This is a genomic window from Actinoplanes sp. NPDC020271, assembly GCF_044388125.1.
Taxonomy (GTDB): Bacteria; Actinomycetota; Actinomycetes; order Mycobacteriales; family Micromonosporaceae; genus Actinoplanes.
In genome coordinates this window covers 92,479-110,464 of record NZ_JBIRWQ010000014.1, presented here as the reverse complement: position 1 = coordinate 110,464, position 17,986 = coordinate 92,479, and the positions used below count along the sequence as shown (strand labels likewise).

Below are 17,986 nucleotides of genomic sequence, written 5' to 3'. Positions count from 1 at the left end.
CTTGTCGGGGCGGTACGGGTCAAGCCGTACCAGTGGCGTCGGCCGCCGGCGGCGGGGGCATCTCGTCGAGGGTGGCTTGGTACGGCTGGAGCCGTACCACGTTGTCGAGCCGTACCGCGTCTGAGCTGGGCGGGTACGGCTGGTACGGCTGGTACGGCTCTCCCTCGTCGTCGGGGCAGTAGCGCTGCCACGCGTCGCCGAACACGGCGCGGCGGTAGCCCTTGGCCTGGCCGATCGGCTGAGGGAAGCGGATCGTGTCGGGCCGGATGTCGTACTCCCGCAGCAGCGTCCCGAGCCGTACCCCGGTCAGGCCGGTCCCGGTCCCGCCGTACTCCGACCACGGCGCTTCCGGGTCTGCCTTGAGCCGTTCGAGCAGGACGGCGGTCGGGATCGCGTCGGCGTCACCGAACGCCGCTCGGCAGTCGGTCAAGAGCCGGATGCGGTCGGAGGCGACGGTGTTGCTGTCGCGTTCGGCGGTCAGCGCTGTCGCTGCCTCGCGGCCTCGGTCGGGCCAGTCGCCGCCGGCCAGGTCGGCGATGGCGATCAGCGGTTCCCACGTGTCGGCCGCCCGGTCCTCCAGCGGCATGACCGGCTCGGCTTTCTCCAGCGCGGGCAGGTTGCCGCGCAACCACTGATTGAGGTCATTGGCGAGTTGCCGCAGCGCCACGCCGTCGCGGCGGTGCCGGTACGGCGAGACGGTCTCGCCCGGTGCACGGCGGCGCATCCGGATGACCACGGCCCGGTCCTCGATCGTGTCGGGCATCTGGCCGATGCCGGCGAGCGCGGCCATGGCGAACGTGGCGATCTTCTCGACCCGGTTGCGGGCGTTGTCCCACCGGATCGTGGGCCGGTTGCGCTGGTGACCGGCGTTGAGCAGCCCGCGCAACTCCTCGTTGCTCTCGGCCGCCTTCCCCCCGAAGATCGTGTCCGCCTCATCGACTAGCAGCGTCGGCGGGTCGTCCGAGCCGATCGACCGGTACACCGCCGCTGTACTGGCGTTGACGGTGATCAGCGGGTTGCAGGACGTGCCTTCCACGATGTCGAGCAGCCTCGACTTCCCGCAGCGCTTCTCCGGTGCGCGGATCACGAGGCGGGGCGCGTGCGCCCATGCCGGTTGGGCGTGGGTGGCGGCGATCCACAACACCACGGCGTCGATCGCTTCCGGCGACGGGAGTACAACGTACGTGGTCAGCACGGCGTGTAGCCGGTCGAGGATCGCGGTTCCCTCGATGATCCGATGCGGGGTAGTCATGCGGCGAGCCCTTCTGTGGGGACAGCTTCGGCGCGGAAGCCGCCCGTGATGGCCGCGCGGGTGTCGCGGTCGGTCTGTCCGGCGGCGCGGCCGGCGTGGTAGAGCGCCGCGTGAGCGTCGGCCGGGGTGATCGCTCCGGCGGCGACCATGCGGGCGACGCCGCGTGCCGCGCCGTAGATCGTGTTGCGGCGGGTGCCCTCCGGGGCGTTGGCGATGGCGGCCAGGTTGGCGGCGAGCAGCGCGGCCGGGGCCGAGATGCCCTCCCCCCGGTGAAGCGGGGTAACGGTGCCGGCAGGCGTTGCGGTCGGCGCGGGCTCGACCGGGCGGGACAGCTCGACCAGCGCGCGGGGCATCTCGATCACGGGCCGGTCCCCGATCGGCCGGTACAGCTCACGCGTGGCCGGGTGGATCGAGGGCGGGGCGACGATGTACCCGCCGTCGGCCTTGATGTCGACGCCGGGGTGATCGCGGAGCTTGGCGGCCAGTGTGCCGCCGGGGTGGCGGTAGTACAGGTGCCACCCGCCGGACCCTGTCCGCACGGCGCGGGTGGCCGGCATCAGGGCGCGGTCGATGGTGCCGCCGTTGCGGGGGTCGATGTCGATCACGCACAGGTCGCAGATCCGGCCGGTCCGGATGGCGAGCAGGCCGCCCGGTACCCGTTGGTGCATGGCGGTGATCCGGTCCGGGTCGCGGGTGGCGGCGTAGAAGCCGTGGCAGGTCAGGTGGTCGCACGCTTCCGGATCGTGCGCCCGAGCCGGGTCGGTCTCGGCTTTCGGGCAGAGTGCGCAGTTGGCGACCGGTCGTTTGGACCGGCCGAGCAGGAACACGGGGTAGCCCTCAGCGGCCAGCGCCAGCGCGGCGGGCAGCGTCGGGACATGGTCGGGCATGGTCGACGTCCAATCGTTGGTCACGGACGGCGCGTCCGCGCGGCCGACCAGGGCGGCCGGGGTGTGCGCGGGGCAACGCGGTCCGGGCAGGTAGGGGCGGACATGGTCGGCGGCGAGGCAGTAGCGGCGCTCGCCGCCGATCCAGTGGCCGCACGTGGCGGCGGGGTGCATCAGGCGGCCTTGCGGCCGATCGCGATGCGGGACGCGCCGCCGGTCAGGGCGTCGGGCCGGACGGCGGCGACCGCGCCGATCAGTCGGCGGATCAGGTGCAGGGTGAGGCCGACCTGCCGGACGGCGATCGGGTCGCGGTGGTCGAGCCGCACGCGGATCGTGATCTCGGCGTACTCCCGGTCACCGGCGCGAACGCGGGTGATGACTCCCCGGCCGCCGGTCGCGTCGGCGATGACGTCCGGCGCTCGATGGGTGTCGATGCCGCACCGGTGATCACGGGCGCACCAATCGGTGTGCGGCGTCTCGGTGCGCTGGAGACGGGCCATCGTGCGGGCCTTCATCGGGTGCCCTTGTCGTGCAGCTCCCGCAGGCCGTTGATGATCCGGCGGCCGATCCGCAAGCGGCGCCCGTCGCCGCCGCAACGGCGGCACAGGCCGAACGCCTTGCCGAACGGCGACCGGCGCTTGCCCGAGCCGTGGCACTTGCGGCACGCGCCGAACGGCCAGAGCCAGCAGCCGAACGCGTAACAGAGAGTGGCGATCACGGCGGCGAGGATCAGCGCGCCGATCATGGTGGTTTCCGGGGTTGCGGTCGCGGCGAGGGACGGCACGGTGATGCCTCCTGAGACGTTTTCCGAGCGTGGAGGGGTGTCGACGCGACCCGCGACCGGCCAATGTCTGTGCTGACCAGGCCGGTCGCGGGTCGAGTCGCGTTGACGCGACCGGTCGCGGGGATGCCGCGACCGGTCAGGCCGCCTTGCGGCGGTCGATCGCGGCGTCGATGTCGTCGGCCTTGGCACCCTTGAGCGCCTTGCCGGACCGCTTGACATCTACGCTCCGTACACCGAACGCGCGGATCTGAGCCGAGATCGACTCGGCGGTGATGTCCGCGTAGTGCTCCGGCAGACGACCGGCCAGCCGCTCCGCAAGGTCCTCCCACTGCAAGCCGTTCTCGCCCCGCTCGAACATCGAGCGCACGTCGGCGAGCACGTCGCGGGAGACCTTGGCGACGTCCTCACCGGCGGCCATGCCGGTCAGCGTCCCGGCCGCTTCCCGCAGCGCGCGGGCGGCGATCAGGATCTTCTCGGCGTCGTCGGCGTCGGCGAGGTAGGTCCGCACCGTCGGGGTGACATCCGACGCGCCCCGCAGGATGCCGACGCCCTTGTAGGACGGCAGCAGCGTGGACGAGTCGAAGCCTTCCGAGTACGCGCCGGAACCCAGTACCAGGTCACTGACCTGCCACGACCCGGTACGCAGGCTGAACCGCACCTGGTGGTTGTCGCGGAAGCTGATGAACTGCTGGGCGACCTGCCCGGTGCCGATGCCGCTCGGGCGCTGGGTGGCGTCGACGAAGATGACGCCGGCGGCCGGGGCGACCTTGACCAGGTAGACCAGCAGCGCGGCGATCTCCTTGGAGATGTCCCCGAGGTCGAAGTACTCCTGGAACTCGTCCAGCAGCACGATCCGCACGGGCATCTTGTACTTCGGATCACGGGCGATCTCGCGGGTCAGCTTGCCTTCCGGGCACACGTCCACGGGCAGCTTGGACAGCCGCTCGTACCGGTCCTGAACGTCGGCCTTGATCTCCCGCAACCCTTCCAGCACGATCTCTGCCGGGTCGCCGTCGCGGGTCATCGCCAGGCCGAACGCGTACCGGTCGGCGACCAGCGCGAACTTGCGCCAGTCAGGCTTGCCGCCGCCGTCGAAGACGGTCAGCTTCACGTACGGGTCGAGCGCGCCATACAGGCCGAGCAGCCGGGCGGCGAACGTCTTGCCCTGCCGGGGCTGAGCGCCGATCAGGAACGACGTCCACAACAGACTGATCTCGACCTTGTTGCCGCGTTCGTCGAGGCCGAACGGGCAGGCTGCCAGATGTCGGTGGGCTTGCACCGCAGCAACGGCGTACGACCGGCACCCACCGACAGCGGGTCACGGTCGGCCACCCACAGCGTGTGCCGACGGTGCGAGGTGGCGTCGCGGGTGATGAACACCTGAGAGATCGCCACGTCGAGGCCGGACGCGATAGCGCCGCGCGCCTTGACCGCGTCGTCGAACGTCTTGCCGTACGGCAGGTCGATGCTGACCTGAGAGCCGGTCCCGGACCGGTCACGGGCCATCGTCGAACCGAACGCCACTTGCTGGTGGGCCTTGTCCGGGTGGCCGAGCCCGGCCGCGTAATACGCCCGCAGGATGATGTCCGGGTTGATCCGGCGGAACCGTCCGGCGACGGTCGCCGGGGTGATGATCGGCCGGTCCTCGGGGCGGCCGATGTGCGCCAGGAACGCCACCACCGACCCGATGACCAGCAGCAGCGCCCACGTCGGGGCGGTCGCGTACAGGACCGGTCCGCCGATCAGCAGCGTGAGCAGGCCAGCCAGCAGCACGATCCCGCGCCACATGCGGGTGGCCTTGACCTCCCGGTGCAGCTTGAGCCACATCGCCGGGTCGTTGGCGTCGGCGGCGGCCTGGCGGAGCCCGTACTGTTCCGTCACCCACCACCACTTGATCTGCCGGCCGATCAGCCGGAACGTGCCGACGATCGACCAGAACGAGGCGAGCACCACGTACAGCGGGATGCGCAGGGCGTGGAAGCCGGTCCGGTACGCGGCGAGCGCGGCGGCGACTTTGGCGCTGTGCTTGATGTTGGGCCAGGTGTTCCAGCCGACCGGCACGATCGGCATCCGGTCGCCGGACGCGGCCGGCGGCGGGTCCACCACCGCGCCGCCGCGCTGAGGCTCGGTGTCGAGGGCCACCTCGAAGTGGGTGCCGCCGGGCTCGGCCGCCGCCCGCCGGGCGCGGGCCGTGTCCAGGTCCACCACGTCGGCGTCGGGCCGGTCCGCCACGTCGTGTTCGGCGGCCGTCCAGTCGAATCCGTCAGGGTTGGGGGTCGGGTTGTCGCTCACGGACGGTTCTCCGTTCCGTCGGTGGTGCCTGGGCATACGAGGGGGTTGGGCAGGCAAGACCCGATCAGGCCGGGGTACTCGCCGATGTCGAACAGGCCGATGAACGTGCTCACCGGGTCGGGCACGGTGGCGCACACCGTGCCGCCCGACGTGTCGAGGTGCACCACGTCCGAGCCGACGACGGCGGCGGTCAGCCGCGCGTCGCGGTCGAGCAGGTACCGGGCGACCGGGCACCGTCCGGGGTGCTCGGGCTCACCCTTGATCCCGGCGCACATCAGGTTGGTTGCCACGTCCTCAGCCGTGCGGCCGAGCGCGTACATCAGGTACTCGGCGTTGTTGCGCACGGCGTCCGGGTCGATGTCGATGCGAACGAGGGTCATGACGGCTCCCGGTCAGTCGAGGGGTCCGCAGGTGTGCTCGCGCTGCGAGCCGTGACAGCCGCACGCGAGGTAGCCGCCGACGTCGGTCAGCGGGTAGTCATCGACGTCCGCCGGCGGCTCGGCCGGGGTGAGGTCGACGTCGTCCGGGTCGAGGCGTGCCGGGGTGGTGGTCACTGGCGATCACTCCCCCGAGCCGAGCGCGTCGGCGAGCATCGCCCGGTGCGCCGGGAAGATCTCGCCGTAGAACTCGTCGGCCACGTAGCCGGTCAGCTCCTCGAAGGTGTCGGCCAGCACCCACGTCGCGCACACGGCGTCGTCGCCGGCCGTGGGCTGCGGGAGCTGCCACGGGTGCTCGCAGGGGCCGAAGTCGATGCGGACCGGCACGGTGACCATCCACGCCTCATCCGAGGCGCGCGGGTCGGGCACGTACCGGGCGGGCAGCGTCGTGACCCACGGGTCGCGGGGGTTGGCGGTCAGCCCGGTCTCTTCCTGGAGTTCCCGGACGGCGGCGTCGGTGGGGTCCTCACCGGGGTCGACGTAGCCGCCGGGCAGCGCCCACCCGTGGCCGTCGGAGCGCTCGACCATGACGATCCAGCGGTGTCCGGCGGCGTCGTGGGCCACCACGAGGGCGTCGGCGCACACCTGCTCTCCCCAGTGGCCCAACTCGTTGCGGCCGTAGCGGATGCCGGTGCTCTCGCACGGGTTGACCGGCCGACCGTCGACCAGGGTGAACGGGATGACGGCGGCGGCCTGCCGCGCCGTCCAGTCGATGCGGGTCGGGTCGGTGACGGGGTCGGCCCACGACGCGCCGGCCGCCACGGCGGCGAGCACGTCGGGATGGGTGAACGTGCGCGGTTCGGGGGTCGTCATGTCAGCGCCCCCGACGGTGCTGCGGGGCGAGCGGGTCGCAGTCGCGCGGGCAGCGCGCCGGCGTGGTCGTGCTCGCGCCGGTGGCGAACGTCGCGGTGTGACCGCACGCCGAGAAGGTGATCTCAACGCTGGTCTGGGGCGGCGGGGTCTTGCGAGCGGCCATAATGGCCTCCTCCTCTGAGGTTCTTGCAGCGGATGGGGAGACCGGCGGCACGGCGCGGTTACCAGGCCAGTAGCCGTGCCGCCGGGCGAAGTCAGTGCGAGCGGTGCATCAGGTGCGCGAGACCAGCGCCCATGCCGAGCACGGCGACCGGGATGCAGGCGACAGCGGCGGTGATCGGCCACGGGGCCGACGTCCAGCCCCACGACGCCATCAGGTGGTAGGCGACCTGGCCGAGCGCGCCGAGCGCCAGCGACGCAAGCGCCGACCACTTGGCGAACGTGAGCGCCGGGCCGGTGACCATGCCGGACAGCCACACGTACAGCGCGTACGCGGCGTACGTCTCCACGCCGATCGGGAGCGTGATCGCCGTGTTGATCTGGAAGTCGGAGATGCCGGGGAGCAGCGTGACCATGCCGAAGCCGGTCAGCCGTCCCATCTCGACCCAGCCGCCCCAGATCGCGACGAACGCGGGCAGACACAGGATCAGCACGGGCCACACGATCGGGCGACGCCGTTTCGGCTCGGGCTCGGCGACCGGCTCGGCCGCCGGCGGCGCGGTCGGCTCGGCGGGCGGCCGGGTGATGCCGACCGCCGGCGTCTCCCCGGTGGGGTCGATCGTCGGAAGCGGCGGCGCGGTCACCGCGGGCTCGGCAACCGGGTCGGCGGTCGGCTCGGGCTCGACCGGCTCGGGAGCGGTCGGCGCGGCCGGGGCGGGCGTGAGCGCGGCGAGCAACTCTTTCGCCTTCGGTCCGCCGACCTTGAAGGTCTTCATCAGCGTGTTGCGGCTCGGGATCTCGCCGAGCCGGTCGGCCAGGTCGCGGGCGTGCGGGATCAGTTCGTCGACGGTGCGGGGGTAGGCGCTCGGGGTGGTCGTGGCGGTCATCGGCTGTTCCTCTCGGAGCAGGGATAGGGCAGGTCACGCGCACTCGATGCAGCAGCCGAGCGAGCGCGGGATGCAGTAGGGCCGGACGGTCGAACAGGTCGAACAGGTGCGCCGGGCCGTCATCGCCTTGGCGAGCGCTCGCAGCTGCGCGGGGCTCGGCGTGCGCTTCGGCCGGGCCAGGTCGAGCCGGTACAGGTAGGCCGCGCGGACGCCACCGACGCCGCGCCACAAGACCTGAGCGGCGATCGGCTGACCGCCAGGGCAGAGACCGCGTTCCCGCAGTTGACGGCGGGTGGCGTAACCGGCCGGGGCACCCCGCCACCAGAAGGTGGGGATGCCGTACCGGGTGCCTTCCGGGTCGTGGAACGCGGCCCGGATACGGGCCATCAGGCCGCGCGGCGCGGGCTCGGCGAGCGGGTCAGCCGGGCCACCAGCGCGAACGTCTCGCGGATTACCGCGTGCTCGGCGCGGCGAGCCCGGCGAACGTCAAGCTCGCAGGTCCGGCCACGGTTGATCGCGTCCAGCAGGGTGACCTCAGCCAGCGCCCACTCGAACTCGGCGGCGAGCAAAGGTTCCTCGATCTCGATCGCCGCCAGGTCGGCGGCGGTCGGCTCGGCGTAGAAGTCGTGATCGCTCACGGGATGTCCTCCATAGGAAGGGTCAGCGCGGCACCTACACGAGCGGCTGATGCCGCACTGACCAGCGAAGATGACGAAGAAGGTGCATGGGTGACCAGCGCCCATGCGCGGCGACCTTTTTCGGGATTCCGTCCCGTGGGAGGTGCGGCCCAACGGCTCTATGGAGTTCTCAGAGAACGTGTGCGCAGCGGGACGATCACGAACGGTGCAGCCGGAGCCACCTCCGCCGTGTCGGAGCCCGACCGGCTTGCCTTGCCTGGCTAGCCAGGGGGCATGAGATGAAGCTAGACCGGCCTGGCTAGTCAGGTCAACCCCTTGCGTGGAACTTCCCTAACTTGGCTAGTCAGAGATAAGGTCAGCCCGTGGCCGCGAACCTGGAATTCCTTGGTGACCTTGATCCCGACGACCCGCGACAGGCGTCGCAGCAGATCGCGAACATGCTGCGCGCCGCGATCTTGACCCGGAAGCTCGCGCCGGGCGACAAGCTGCCCTCACAGCCCGAACTCGCGAATCGTTACGGCGTAGCGCGCGAGACGATCAAGCGAGCGCTTGAGGTGCTGCGCAATGAGCGCCTGATCGTCACCCGCCAGGGCAGCGGAGCCTTCGTCCGCGCCCAGACTCAGCGGCCGGTCGAGCTACGTCCCTTGGTCGAGGCCGCTTTCGAGCACACACATGTGGCGATCGACTTCGCCGGGTTCTCGGGTGAGACCCTGCGGGACGCGATTGCCGAAGCACTCGACATGGTGCGCGCCGGCCGGTCAGCCCCTGAGACCATCACCGTCCGCCTGATGATCTCGGACATGTCGGTGCCGATGGCGCTTCCGGCGCTGGCCGCGACCGGGGCCGATGATCCGGCTGTCCGGAAGCGGGCAGAACGCATCACACGGCGAGCTGCCGACGGGATCATTGACCAGGTGCACGAACTCGCTGACCTTGGCCTTGTGAAGTCCGCGACCGTGGAGGTCCGGACCCACAGCATCGCTCCGACCTTCAAGCTCTACATGCTCAACGGACGAGAGGCGTTCTTCGGCTTCTACCCGGCGGTCAAGCGCGAGGTGACCATCGGCCGAGAGCCAGTCGAGATCTTCGACTTGATGGGCAGGGACGCAACCCTGTTCCACTACGCCGTTGATGATGACGAGGCGTCGCACGGCACACAGTTCGTGGAGTCTGCGCGGCTGTGGTTCAACTCCGTGTGGGACAGCGTCGCGCGCGAGTACCACTCGTGACCGGGCGGACGCTGCCCGACCTTCTGAGCGCCGGCCCGTTGCTCTTGGATTTCGACGGGCCGGTCTGCTCGATCTTCGCGGGCTATCCCGCGCCGCGCGTCGCCGGCGAGTTGGTCGCTCTGCTCGATGTCGAGGGCGTCGACGTGCCGCCCGAGGTACGCAGCGAACGCGATCCTCTTGCCGTTCTTCGGTGGGTTGGCGAAGCGTGCTCACCCGACCTGACGGCGGCTGTCGAGGAGGCCCTGTGCGCGGCCGAGCTACACGCCGCGAGCGTCGCGGCACCAACGCCATTCGGGCGTGAGGTGATCCTCGGCGCGCGGGCTCGCGGCGTGCCGGTCGCCGTGGTGAGCAACAACTCAGCGGCGGCGATCGAGGCGTACCTGTCGGCTCACGGTCTCGCCGAGTTCGTCTCGCCCATCGTCGGCCGGCCCTATGCGGCTCCGTGGCGGATGAAGCCAGATCCCGGCCCACTGCTGGATGCCGCAAGTGCCCTCGAAGCCGCGCCGGAGTCTTGCGCGTTGATCGGCGACTCGCTTTCCGACATCGAGGCGGCTCGTGCCGCTGGGGTCGCCGCGATCGGCTACGCCAACAGAGCGTGGAAGGTCGAGGCGTTCGCGGCGGCCGACATCGTCATCACGTCGATGGGAGCCGTCGCGGAGGCGCTGTCCCCGGTGACTCCCGTCTCCCGTGAGGGGGACTGATCAGCGGGGCTGATGTCGCATACCTGTCGGTGCGACACCCGAGAACTACGTTTGTCCTGGTCAAAGCGGGATGATCGGCACACTGTAAATCCGTCGCGAAAGCTACAGAGGTTCGAATCCTCTACCCGCCACAAGCACAGATAACGGCCCCGGAAGCTGCGGAAACGCGCTCCGGGGCCGTTCTCGTTGTGTTCTGTGAATTTTGCCGCCCGGGGAACACGGCCGACCTGAAGTCGGTCCACGGTTTTCCTCCGGCGATGAGGTCCGAGTCGTGTGTGACGAGGCCGGCGTGCTCGAAGCGGGGTCTGGACGCGTTCGCCCCGCTGGGTATCACCGGTAAGGAATCGAACAGTTCCGTCTCGTCGCGCTGGGCGTTGGGTTTCTGCGCCGCGGGGTCCGGAAGGGCTGGTGGGACTACGCGGAAGGCATTGTCGGCGAGGCTTGGCTCTCAGCCGGGTGACTCGCCTCCGCTGAACTGGTCGGGTCAGGCTTCGGCGGCGGCGGCGCGGCGGTCGGCTCGGGCCATGGAGCCCTCTGGGATGGCGGCGACTGCGGCGGCCAGCAGGAGGACGGCGGCGGCGAAGGCGAAGGACCAGGGGAGGCCGCCGGGCTGGTCGACGATGATGCCAGCCAGGGCGCCGCCTGCGGCGCTGCCGGAGACCGAGACGGTGACCATCCAGGTGTACGCCTCGTTCAGCATCGCGGCCGGGGCCAAGCGGCCGACCAGGTTGTTCTCGACGGTCAGGGCGGGGGCGATGGTGGCGCCGCCGAGGACGAGGGCGATGCCCAGGTGCACGGGGCCGGGCATGAGTGCGAGCACGAGGAAGCTGGCCGCGACGGCGCCGAGCAGCCAGGCGAACTGGCGGGACAGGGGGATGTCCCAGCGCCGGGTGCCGAACCAGATGCCGCCGATCGCGCTGCCCACGCCCCAGACGCCGAGCAGGACGCCGCCGAGGGCTTCGCCGCCGCCGTGCTGTTCGGCGTAGGCGGGGACGATCACGCCGGCCGCCCCGAACGCGACGCCGAGCGCGCCGACGCAGAACAGCAGCGCCGGGAACCCGCCGGAGCGCAGCGGGCCGAGGCCGCGGGCGGCGTGTTCGGCGGGGTGGGCGCCGTGGCGGCGCATCACCGGCAGGCGGGCGACCACCGCGGTGCCGAACAGGGTGGCGACGGCCGAGCTGGCCAGGGCGGTCGCCGGTTGCCCGGTGACCACCATGAAGACGGCGACCAGCATCGGGCCGAGCACGAAGACCAGCTCGAAGAGGGAGGTCTCGGCGGCGATCGCGGCGGACCGCAGAGCCTGCTGCCCGGTGCCGGGCGCGGTCATGTCGTTCCAGCCGCGGCGGATGGCGGCGGTGAGCGGCGGGTACGTCGCCCCGGCCGCGGCCGACGCCACGAAGATCCAGGTGAGCGCGTCCGCACCGCCGCGGCTGGCCAGCAGCAGCCCGCCGAGCGCGAGTGGATGCAGGACCGCGGTGGCGAACAGGATCGGCGCGGGCCCGATCCGGTCGGCGAGCCGGCCCGCGACCGGGCTCAGCGCCGCGCCGGCCAGGGCGTAGACGCCGCCTGCGAGACCGGCCGCCGCGTATCGCCCGGTGGCCTGCTCGACGAGCAGGAGCAGGCCGAGTGGGGTCATCCCGATGCCGAGCCGGGCCAGGACGCCGACGATCAGCAGGGTTCGTCCGCCCGGGAGCTGCCACACGCCAAGGTATTGACGCAACGCGGTCACGGGCGGGACCTCCAGGGGTTCGGTAACGGGTGTAACTGCTTTCGACCCTAACGCCGCTCGCCCGGGGGAACGGACTGCTGTCATGCGGCTCACCATCCGCGGTCGCGGGCTCACGGCGTACGGCGGAAATCGGATTTTGATCTTCGGCCGGAAAAGGGGACGGCCGCGCCAATCGGCACGGCCGTCGAGAATCGAAGAAAAATCAGCGGAGGTACGGCCTGGAGGCGCCACCGGTCAGCGACGCCTGCTCGTGGAGGCGGCGGATCCGCTCGGCCATCGGCGGGTGCGTCGAGAACAGCGCCGCGATGCCCTCGCTCCGGAACGGGTTGGCGATCATGAGGTGCGCCGCACTCGTGAGCTGCCCGTCGGCCGGCAACGGCGCCCGCTGCGTGCCGTAGTGAATCTTCTCCAGGGCACTGGCGAGGGCCAGCGGGTCACCGGTCAGCGTCGCGCCGGACGCGTCCGCCTGGAACTCCCGGTTACGGCTGATCGCCAGCTGGACGACCGACGCCGCCAGCGGGCCGAGGATGAGCATGAGCAGCAACGACGCCGGGTTCGGCCCGTCCTCGTCGTCCGGCCCACCGAACGGCAGGAAGATCGCCAGCTGGGCGAACATCGTGATGATCCCGGCGAGCGCGCCGGCCACGCTGGAGATCAGGATGTCCCGGTTGTAGACGTGCGACAGCTCGTGGCCGATGACGCCACGCAGCTCACGCGTGTCGAGGATGCGCGTGATGCCGACCGTGACGGCGACCGCCGCATGCTGCGGGTCACGCCCGGTCGCGAACGCGTTCGGCTGTATCGACGGGGAGACGTAGAGCCGCGGCATCGGCTGCCCCGCCTGGTGGGCCAGCTCACGCACGATCTGGTACAGCGCCGGGAACTCGGCCTCGCTGACCGGCTGCGCACCCATCGCCCGCAGCGCGATCTTGTCCGAGAAGAAGTAGCTGACCGCATTGGTGACCAGCGAGAAGATCACCGCGATGACCAGGCCGGTGCTGCCGCCGAGCCAATAGCCCACGGCCAGGATCAGGCCGGTGAGCAGCCCGAGCAGGGCGGCCGTCTTGAGTCCGTTGTGATGGCTGTGCACGTTCGACTCCTTCAGCATGCGGGCTCGTGACCCGCACTCCAGAGAACGCGAGAAGGCTGCGCGTTCATCCGGAAGGACGCTGTGAGTTCGCTGGGCAGCACGGAGAGTGCCGTCGCGGAATTTACCCCCAGGGGGTGTGGTCGAGGCATGGACGCATTGACACGCACCGCAGTCTCCGCCACTCTGCACTGCCTGACCGGGTGCGCCATCGGGGAAGTGCTCGGCATGGTTGTCAGCACGGCGCTGGGCTGGCACAACGCTGGGAACATAGCGCTCTCTGTCGGGCTTGCCCTCCTCTTCGGACACGCGTTGACGATCCGGCCGGTGCTGGCCGCCGGGGTGCCGCTGCGGCAGGCGGCCGGGATTGCGCTGGCCGCTGACACCGTGTCGATCGCGTCGATGGAGCTGTTCGACAACGTCGGGCTGCTGGTCATCCCCGGGGTGATGGAGGCCGGGCTGGGTGACCGGCTGTTCTGGGCGAGCCTGGTGGGCACGCCGGCGATCGCGTTCGTGCTGACCGTCCCGGTGAACCGGTGGATGATCGCCCGCGGAAAAGAGCATGCCGTGGTGCATCAGCACCATCACCACTGAGTTGCGAAGTTTCGGTAGCCTGACGCCGAGAACCGGCGTGCAAAGGAGCTCGGGCATGGCGAAAGAGGTCACCGGTTCGGGCCGGCGCCCCGAGCAGATCGAGATGATGCGGGCGGCCGACGCCGACCGGCAGCAGATCGCCGATCAGTTGAAGGGCGCGCTCGACGAGGGGCGCCTTTCCCTGCACGAGTACGACGACCGGGTGGCCGCGGCGTATGCGGCGCGCACCTACGCCGAGCTTCTCGTGATCGTTCAGGATCTGCCCCGCCCGGGGATCAGCGCTGCCGAGGTCCACGCCCGCCGGGCCGCCGAGGAACGCCGCGAGTCGAGCCGTCTGCCGACCGCGATGGTGGTGCTGTGGACGATCTGGGCGTCGGTGGTCGCGGTCAACCTGGTGGTGTATGCGCTGGTGCGGGCGACCGTCAACGACTACGTCTATCCGTGGCCGGCGTGGATGCTGGTGCCCGGGGCGGGGCTGGCCGCGGTCACGGTCGGCGTCCAGGTGATCCGTCGGCAGCGGCGTCGCTACTGACCTCCGTCGGCTTGCTCATCAGCGGCCCTCGGCACACTCGAGGCACCGCTGGGAGTCGGCCGGCACCGCGCGGCTGGGCGTCCGGGGGCCTTCGACGCTGCCGGGTGGGGCTGGGGTGCGGGGTGAGCTTGACCCGCCACGGAGGTCGCCCTGGAGGGTTTCGCGTTCTGGGCCGGCCACGGCCCTGCGGAGCCCGGAAGGGTCCCCGCGGGAGCGACGATCCGGACCACAGCGGAGAGGGGACATGAGGATTTTTGGGGTGTGAAGCACATCTAACTTGCACTCAGTGCACGCCGCGCTAGGGTCACGGTGTGCGACAACGCAGCCCCGAGACGTGGCGGCAGATCCGGGACTCGGCTGTCGGCCTGATGGCGGAGCGCGGGTTCGACGCGGTGTCGGTCGAGGACATCGTGGCGGCGGCGGGCATCTCCCGGCGGACTTATTTCAACTATTTCGCCGGCAAGGAGTCCGTGCTTTTCGATCCGGACCCCGAGGATCCGTTGCTGTGGGCCGAGCTGACCGCTGCCCGGCCGGCCGGTGAGCCGCTCTGGACCGCGCTTCATCAGTTGATCCGCGAATACACGACGGTGACCGCGGAACGAATGATCCGGCAGCGGCTGGTGCTGCGGGCGTCGCCGGAATTGGCGGTCTGCTCGCGGAATGTGTGCGATCGGTTCTGGGACGCCACCCGCGAGTGGGCGGCCGAACGCGAACGGGCCACGGCACGCGAACGGGCCGCCGAGCGGGAACGGGCCGCGGAACGGGAACGGGCCGCGGAACGGGAACGGGCCGCGGAACGGGAACGGGCCGCGGAACGGGAACGGGCCGTGGAATGGGAACGGGCCGTGGGATGGGATGCCGGCCTGAGTGAGCTGCAACTCGACCTTCTCATCAACACCGCGCGGACTGTTCTGAACACGGTGCTTCCGCGCTGGGACGTGGATACCGGCATCGCCGGGCTGCATCGGCTGATCGACGAGGGTTTCACTCTTCTGCAATCTCCGGAATGGACGACGTCATGACCCGTGTACCGCTTTCCGTGCTGGATCTGGCCACTGTTCGCGAGGGGCACGGCAGCGCCGATGCGCTGCGCGGCACGATCGAGATCGCCAAGGCCGCCGACGACTTGGGGTTTTCCCGGTTCTGGGTGGCCGAGCATCACAACATGCCGGCGGTGGCGTCGACCACTCCGCCGGTTCTGATCGGGGCGGTGGCCGCGCAGACGAAACGGATCAGGGTGGGGTCCGGCGGGGTGATGCTGCCGAACCACATGCCGTTCGTCGTCGCGGAGCAGTTCGCGCTGCTGGAGGCGCTCTACCCGGAGCGGATCGACCTGGGGATCGGGCGCGCGCCCGGAACTGATCAGGCCACGGCGGCGGCGTTGCGCGGCGTTTCGCCGTATTTGACGGTGGAGCATTTCCCCGAGCACCTGCAGACGGTGCTGGGGCTGCTCGGGGACGAGCGGTCGGCCGGGAAGGCGGGGCGGTTGCACGCGACGCCGGCTCCGGAGACGTTCCCGGAGGTCTGGATCCTCGGGTCGTCGACATACGGTGCGCAGATGGCGGCCGCCCTGGGCCTGCCCTTCTGCTATGCGTACCACTTCGCGATCGCCTCCGATGTGGACAGTGCGCTGCGGCTGTACCGGTCGGGCTTCCAGCCGTCGGCCCGGTTCCCGGAGCCGCACGTGATGGTCAGCGCGTCGGTGATCGCGGCCGAGACGACCGAGGAGGCGCAGTTCCTGGCCGGGCCGAGCCGGATCATGGCGCTGAGCCTGCGCACCGGGCGGCTCGGGCCGATCATCTCGCCGGAGGCGGCCGCCGAGCGGCAGCTGTCCGATTTGGATCTGCAGCTGCTGAACTCGTTGCCGGGGACGCAGTACGCGGGAACGGTCGACGAGGTCGTCGCCGGGCTGGACGCCCTGATCGAGCGGACCGGCGCGAACGAGCTGATCCTGGCCGGAACCGTCTACGACCCGGCGACCCGGCGGGACAGCCTCGCGCGAATTGCGAAGGCGTGGGGCATGTGAGCGGCTCTAGGATGACGAGATGTCTTGGGAACTGACGTCCGATGTGGAGCGGTTCGCGTCGGTCGCGGGGGCCTTCCTGCGATCCTCGCCAGTCCAGAACACTGTTTTTCTCACGCTGATCGACAACTTGCGGTCGCGGGGATTGCACGCGTACGGCGTAGAGGACCCCTTTTTCGGCTGGTGGCGACGGCCTGACGGCGAGGTGGCGGGAGTGCTGCTGCAGACTCCCCCGCATCCCGTGCTGTTCAGCGCGCTGCCGGCGGAAGCCGTGCCCGCGGCGGCCTCCGTCCTGGCCGACCGGCGTGTTTCCGGGGTCAACATGGCGGACGGCGACATCGCCGCATTCGCCGATGACCGGAAGTATGTGCCGGGAATGCGGACCCGCCTGCACCGTCTCGGGACGCTGACCCCGCCCGATCCGGCACCGTCGGGATTCGCGCGGCCCGCCACCGAAGCCGACAGTGATCTGCTGATCGGCTGGCTGCGGGACTTCTACGAATTCATCGGCGAGCCCCGTTCCGACGTCCCGGCGGTCGTCGACGACCATCTCGCGCATTCCGGCATCACACTATGGATCGACGAGGGCGCACCGGTTTCCATGGCGGTCCGCTCCCGGCCTTCCGCCGGCATGATTCGCATTCTGTACGTGTGGACGCCACCCGCTCTGCGCCGCCGCGGATATGCCGGCGGGGCGACGACGGCTGCCACGCAGGCCGCGCTCGACGAGGGTGCCGGCGAGGTCGTGCTCTACACCGACTTGGACAATCCGACGAGCAACGCGCTTTATCACCGGCTCGGCTATCGGCCGGTGGAGGATCGGGCGATGGTGATTTTCTCATGAACGGAATCGCGCAGTCGGTCAATGTGGGCCGTCCGGGACCCAGCATGGGCAAGGACGTGGCGACCACGGGGATCAACAAGAGGCCCGTGTCCGAGCCGGTGACGGTGCGTGCCCCCGGGCCCAAGACGGTCGGCCTGCACAGCGGGGTGGTCGGCGACCACATCGGGGACACCGAGCATCACGGCGGCGACGACCAGGCGATTTATGCGTACGCCGCGGAGGACTATGCGTGGTGGGCGGCGTCGCTGGGCCGCGACCTGCCTCCGGGGCTGTTCGGGGAGAACCTGACGACGTCCGGGCTGGACCTGGTCGGCGGGGTGATCGGCGAGAAGTGGGAGTTCGGCTCGGGCCTGGTCCTGCAGGTGACCTTCGGGCGGATACCGTGCGTGACCTTCCAGAACCGGATGGGTGAGCCGCGCTGGGTGAAACGCTTCTCGGCGGCGAACCGGACCGGCGCCTACCTGCGGGTGATCGCCTCCGGGCAGCTCCTTCCCGGTGACCGGATCACGGTGGTGGACCGGCCGGCGCACGGGCTGACACTCGCCGAGTCGTACGAGATCTACATGCACGACAACGCGCGTCTGGCCCGGCTCCTGGACGCGCCGGAACTGCCGCCGAAGATGCTCGCCGAGGTGGCGGAACGACTCCGGTGATCTCCGTGGTTTGATGGCTTGATGGAGTTCACCGTGGCCGAGGTGCCGGAGAAGGGCCGATTCGAAGCTCGGGACGAGTCCGGCGCGCCGGCGGGAGTGCTCACCTACCAGTTGACCGGGCCGATCGTCGTGTATACGCACACCGAGGTCGACCCGGCCTTCGAGCGGCAGGGAGTCGGGTCGGCGCTGGTCCGCTTCGCGATGGACGACGCCCGGGCGAAGGGACGCACGGTGGTCCCGATGTGCCCGTTCGTCTCCGAGTGGCTCGACAAGCACAAGGAGTACGAATCGCTGGTCGCCCGCAACACCCGCCGCGTCAAGTAACCGGCCCCCGGCCGTCGCGGCGGCGTTTGATGTCGGCGTCAGCGATGCCGTGCGCAACGGCAAGCCGGATCACCAGATAGAACACGACGAGGCCGGCCACGGCGAGCAGCAACTGCACCACGGG

The 17,986-nt window shown here is 70.4% G+C and carries 25 protein-coding genes; 9 read left to right on the top strand and 16 right to left on the bottom strand.

Annotated elements, in window-relative coordinates; all coding sequences use genetic code 11:
- Positions 1-19 precede the first annotated feature (19 nt).
- From ACH442_RS28180 to ACH442_RS28120, 13 genes are all read right to left on the bottom strand, one after another.
- On the bottom strand, positions 20-1,252 hold the full coding sequence (locus ACH442_RS28180) for a DUF3631 domain-containing protein (RefSeq protein ID WP_396341128.1): 1,233 nt from the start codon (positions 1,250-1,252) through the stop codon (positions 20-22).
- Positions 1,249-2,310: a bifunctional DNA primase/polymerase gene (locus ACH442_RS28175; RefSeq protein ID WP_396341127.1), complete on the bottom strand. Its 1,062-nt coding sequence runs from the start codon at positions 2,308-2,310 to the stop codon at positions 1,249-1,251. Before ACH442_RS28175 ends, ACH442_RS28180 begins: the two co-directional genes overlap by 4 nt.
- Positions 2,310-2,651, bottom strand: a complete 342-nt coding sequence (locus tag ACH442_RS28170) for a hypothetical protein (RefSeq protein WP_396341126.1) — start codon at positions 2,649-2,651, stop codon at positions 2,310-2,312. The genes ACH442_RS28175 and ACH442_RS28170 overlap by 1 nt, the downstream gene beginning before the upstream one ends.
- Positions 2,648-2,920, bottom strand: a complete 273-nt coding sequence (locus ACH442_RS28165) for a hypothetical protein (protein ID WP_396341125.1) — start codon at positions 2,918-2,920, stop codon at positions 2,648-2,650. The genes ACH442_RS28170 and ACH442_RS28165 overlap by 4 nt, the downstream gene beginning before the upstream one ends.
- Before the next feature lie 136 nt (positions 2,921-3,056).
- A complete protein-coding gene (locus ACH442_RS28160; RefSeq protein ID WP_396341124.1) occupies positions 3,057-4,199 on the bottom strand; it encodes a hypothetical protein in 1,143 nt (380 codons plus the stop codon).
- Positions 4,106-5,212: a hypothetical protein gene (locus tag ACH442_RS28155; RefSeq protein ID WP_396341123.1), complete on the bottom strand. Its 1,107-nt coding sequence runs from the start codon at positions 5,210-5,212 to the stop codon at positions 4,106-4,108. The genes ACH442_RS28160 and ACH442_RS28155 overlap by 94 nt, the downstream gene beginning before the upstream one ends.
- Positions 5,209-5,592: a hypothetical protein gene (locus ACH442_RS28150; protein WP_396341122.1), complete on the bottom strand. Its 384-nt coding sequence runs from the start codon at positions 5,590-5,592 to the stop codon at positions 5,209-5,211. Before ACH442_RS28150 ends, ACH442_RS28155 begins: the two co-directional genes overlap by 4 nt.
- Before the next feature lie 12 nt (positions 5,593-5,604).
- Positions 5,605-5,766: a hypothetical protein gene (locus ACH442_RS28145; RefSeq protein ID WP_396341121.1), complete on the bottom strand. Its 162-nt coding sequence runs from the start codon at positions 5,764-5,766 to the stop codon at positions 5,605-5,607.
- Between the two features lie 6 nt (positions 5,767-5,772).
- Positions 5,773-6,462, bottom strand: coding sequence for an NUDIX domain-containing protein (locus tag ACH442_RS28140; protein WP_396341120.1), 690 nt, complete (start codon positions 6,460-6,462; stop codon positions 5,773-5,775).
- Position 6,463: 1 nt separating this feature from the next.
- Complete coding sequence (locus ACH442_RS28135; RefSeq protein WP_396341119.1) at positions 6,464-6,625, bottom strand: hypothetical protein; 162 nt, start codon at positions 6,623-6,625, stop codon at positions 6,464-6,466.
- Between the two features lie 91 nt (positions 6,626-6,716).
- Positions 6,717-7,508: an ABC transporter permease gene (locus ACH442_RS28130; RefSeq protein WP_396341118.1), complete on the bottom strand. Its 792-nt coding sequence runs from the start codon at positions 7,506-7,508 to the stop codon at positions 6,717-6,719.
- A 33-nt stretch (positions 7,509-7,541) separates the two neighbouring features.
- Positions 7,542-7,895 carry an RRQRL motif-containing zinc-binding protein gene (locus ACH442_RS28125; protein ID WP_396341117.1) on the bottom strand — a complete coding sequence of 118 codons (354 nt, stop codon included), beginning with the start codon at positions 7,893-7,895 and terminating at the stop codon, positions 7,542-7,544.
- The gene (locus ACH442_RS28120) at positions 7,895-8,146 is read right to left on the bottom strand and encodes a DUF6284 family protein (RefSeq protein WP_396341116.1); all 252 of its coding nucleotides are present in this window, start codon (positions 8,144-8,146) and stop codon (positions 7,895-7,897) included. Before ACH442_RS28120 ends, ACH442_RS28125 begins: the two co-directional genes overlap by 1 nt.
- 362 nt (positions 8,147-8,508) lie before the next feature.
- Here ACH442_RS28120 and ACH442_RS28115 point away from each other — a divergent pair, with 362 nt between their 5' ends.
- Both ACH442_RS28115 and ACH442_RS28110 read left to right on the top strand, forming a co-directional pair.
- Positions 8,509-9,375, top strand: coding sequence for a GntR family transcriptional regulator (locus tag ACH442_RS28115; protein WP_396341115.1), 867 nt, complete (start codon positions 8,509-8,511; stop codon positions 9,373-9,375).
- A gap of 38 nt (positions 9,376-9,413) precedes the next feature.
- Positions 9,414-10,076 (top strand): HAD family hydrolase, encoded by a 663-nt coding sequence (locus ACH442_RS28110; RefSeq protein WP_396341246.1) that lies wholly within the window; start codon positions 9,414-9,416, stop codon positions 10,074-10,076.
- A gap of 484 nt (positions 10,077-10,560) precedes the next feature.
- Here ACH442_RS28110 and ACH442_RS28105 read toward each other — a convergent pair whose 3' ends face one another.
- On the bottom strand, positions 10,561-11,805 hold the full coding sequence (locus ACH442_RS28105) for an MFS transporter (RefSeq protein WP_396341114.1): 1,245 nt from the start codon (positions 11,803-11,805) through the stop codon (positions 10,561-10,563).
- 202 nt (positions 11,806-12,007) lie between these two features.
- On the bottom strand, positions 12,008-12,913 hold the full coding sequence (gene htpX / locus ACH442_RS28100) for a zinc metalloprotease HtpX (RefSeq protein WP_396341113.1): 906 nt from the start codon (positions 12,911-12,913) through the stop codon (positions 12,008-12,010).
- A 129-nt stretch (positions 12,914-13,042) separates the two neighbouring features.
- On the opposite strand from htpX, the gene ACH442_RS28095 reads away from it, so the two are divergent.
- The 7 genes from ACH442_RS28095 (at position 13,043) to ACH442_RS28065 (ending at position 17,862) form a co-directional block, all read left to right on the top strand.
- Complete coding sequence (locus ACH442_RS28095; RefSeq protein WP_396341112.1) at positions 13,043-13,486, top strand: DUF4396 domain-containing protein; 444 nt, start codon at positions 13,043-13,045, stop codon at positions 13,484-13,486.
- Positions 13,487-13,541: 55 nt separating this feature from the next.
- On the top strand, positions 13,542-14,018 hold the full coding sequence (locus ACH442_RS28090; protein ID WP_396341111.1) for a DUF1707 domain-containing protein: 477 nt from the start codon (positions 13,542-13,544) through the stop codon (positions 14,016-14,018).
- A gap of 311 nt (positions 14,019-14,329) precedes the next feature.
- A complete protein-coding gene (locus ACH442_RS28085) occupies positions 14,330-15,040 on the top strand; it encodes a TetR family transcriptional regulator (RefSeq protein WP_396341110.1) in 711 nt (236 codons plus the stop codon).
- Positions 15,037-16,044 (top strand): LLM class flavin-dependent oxidoreductase, encoded by a 1,008-nt coding sequence (locus tag ACH442_RS28080; protein ID WP_396341109.1) that lies wholly within the window; start codon positions 15,037-15,039, stop codon positions 16,042-16,044. The genes ACH442_RS28085 and ACH442_RS28080 overlap by 4 nt, the downstream gene beginning before the upstream one ends.
- A 19-nt stretch (positions 16,045-16,063) precedes the next feature.
- On the top strand, positions 16,064-16,885 hold the full coding sequence (locus ACH442_RS28075; RefSeq protein WP_396341108.1) for a GNAT family N-acetyltransferase: 822 nt from the start codon (positions 16,064-16,066) through the stop codon (positions 16,883-16,885).
- Positions 16,882-17,538 (top strand): MOSC domain-containing protein, encoded by a 657-nt coding sequence (locus tag ACH442_RS28070; protein ID WP_396341107.1) that lies wholly within the window; start codon positions 16,882-16,884, stop codon positions 17,536-17,538. The genes ACH442_RS28075 and ACH442_RS28070 overlap by 4 nt, the downstream gene beginning before the upstream one ends.
- Positions 17,539-17,559: 21 nt before the next feature.
- On the top strand, positions 17,560-17,862 hold the full coding sequence (locus ACH442_RS28065) for a GNAT family N-acetyltransferase (protein WP_396341106.1): 303 nt from the start codon (positions 17,560-17,562) through the stop codon (positions 17,860-17,862).
- On the opposite strand, the gene ACH442_RS28060 is transcribed toward ACH442_RS28065, so the two are convergent.
- A complete protein-coding gene (locus ACH442_RS28060) occupies positions 17,855-17,983 on the bottom strand; it encodes a hypothetical protein (RefSeq protein WP_396341105.1) in 129 nt (42 codons plus the stop codon). The two genes, ACH442_RS28065 and ACH442_RS28060, sit on opposite strands and share 8 nt — an antisense overlap.
- Between the last annotated feature and the right edge of the window lie 3 nt (positions 17,984-17,986).

What these genes read in the sequence shown, in the direction of transcription:
- ACH442_RS28080 (WP_396341109.1), top strand. Translation starts at nt 15,037, where the DNA reads ATGACCCGTGTACCGCTTTCCGTGCTGGATCTGGCCACTGTTCGCGAG.
- ACH442_RS28150 (WP_396341122.1), bottom strand. Translation starts at nt 5,592, where the DNA reads ATGACCCTCGTTCGCATCGACATCGACCCGGACGCCGTGCGCAACAAC.
- ACH442_RS28180 (WP_396341128.1), bottom strand. Translation starts at nt 1,252, where the DNA reads ATGACTACCCCGCATCGGATCATCGAGGGAACCGCGATCCTCGACCGG.
- ACH442_RS28075 (WP_396341108.1), top strand. Translation starts at nt 16,064, where the DNA reads ATGTCTTGGGAACTGACGTCCGATGTGGAGCGGTTCGCGTCGGTCGCG.
- ACH442_RS28175 (WP_396341127.1), bottom strand. Translation starts at nt 2,310, where the DNA reads ATGCACCCCGCCGCCACGTGCGGCCACTGGATCGGCGGCGAGCGCCGC.
- ACH442_RS28135 (WP_396341119.1), bottom strand. Translation starts at nt 6,625, where the DNA reads ATGGCCGCTCGCAAGACCCCGCCGCCCCAGACCAGCGTTGAGATCACC.
- ACH442_RS28065 (WP_396341106.1), top strand. Translation starts at nt 17,560, where the DNA reads ATGGAGTTCACCGTGGCCGAGGTGCCGGAGAAGGGCCGATTCGAAGCT.
- ACH442_RS28170 (WP_396341126.1), bottom strand. Translation starts at nt 2,651, where the DNA reads ATGAAGGCCCGCACGATGGCCCGTCTCCAGCGCACCGAGACGCCGCAC.
- ACH442_RS28095 (WP_396341112.1), top strand. Translation starts at nt 13,043, where the DNA reads ATGGACGCATTGACACGCACCGCAGTCTCCGCCACTCTGCACTGCCTG.
- ACH442_RS28140 (WP_396341120.1), bottom strand. Translation starts at nt 6,462, where the DNA reads ATGACGACCCCCGAACCGCGCACGTTCACCCATCCCGACGTGCTCGCC.
- ACH442_RS28130 (WP_396341118.1), bottom strand. Translation starts at nt 7,508, where the DNA reads ATGACCGCCACGACCACCCCGAGCGCCTACCCCCGCACCGTCGACGAA.
- ACH442_RS28090 (WP_396341111.1), top strand. Translation starts at nt 13,542, where the DNA reads ATGGCGAAAGAGGTCACCGGTTCGGGCCGGCGCCCCGAGCAGATCGAG.
- htpX (WP_396341113.1), bottom strand. Translation starts at nt 12,913, where the DNA reads ATGCTGAAGGAGTCGAACGTGCACAGCCATCACAACGGACTCAAGACG.
- ACH442_RS28125 (WP_396341117.1), bottom strand. Translation starts at nt 7,895, where the DNA reads ATGGCCCGTATCCGGGCCGCGTTCCACGACCCGGAAGGCACCCGGTAC.
- ACH442_RS28070 (WP_396341107.1), top strand. Translation starts at nt 16,882, where the DNA reads ATGAACGGAATCGCGCAGTCGGTCAATGTGGGCCGTCCGGGACCCAGC.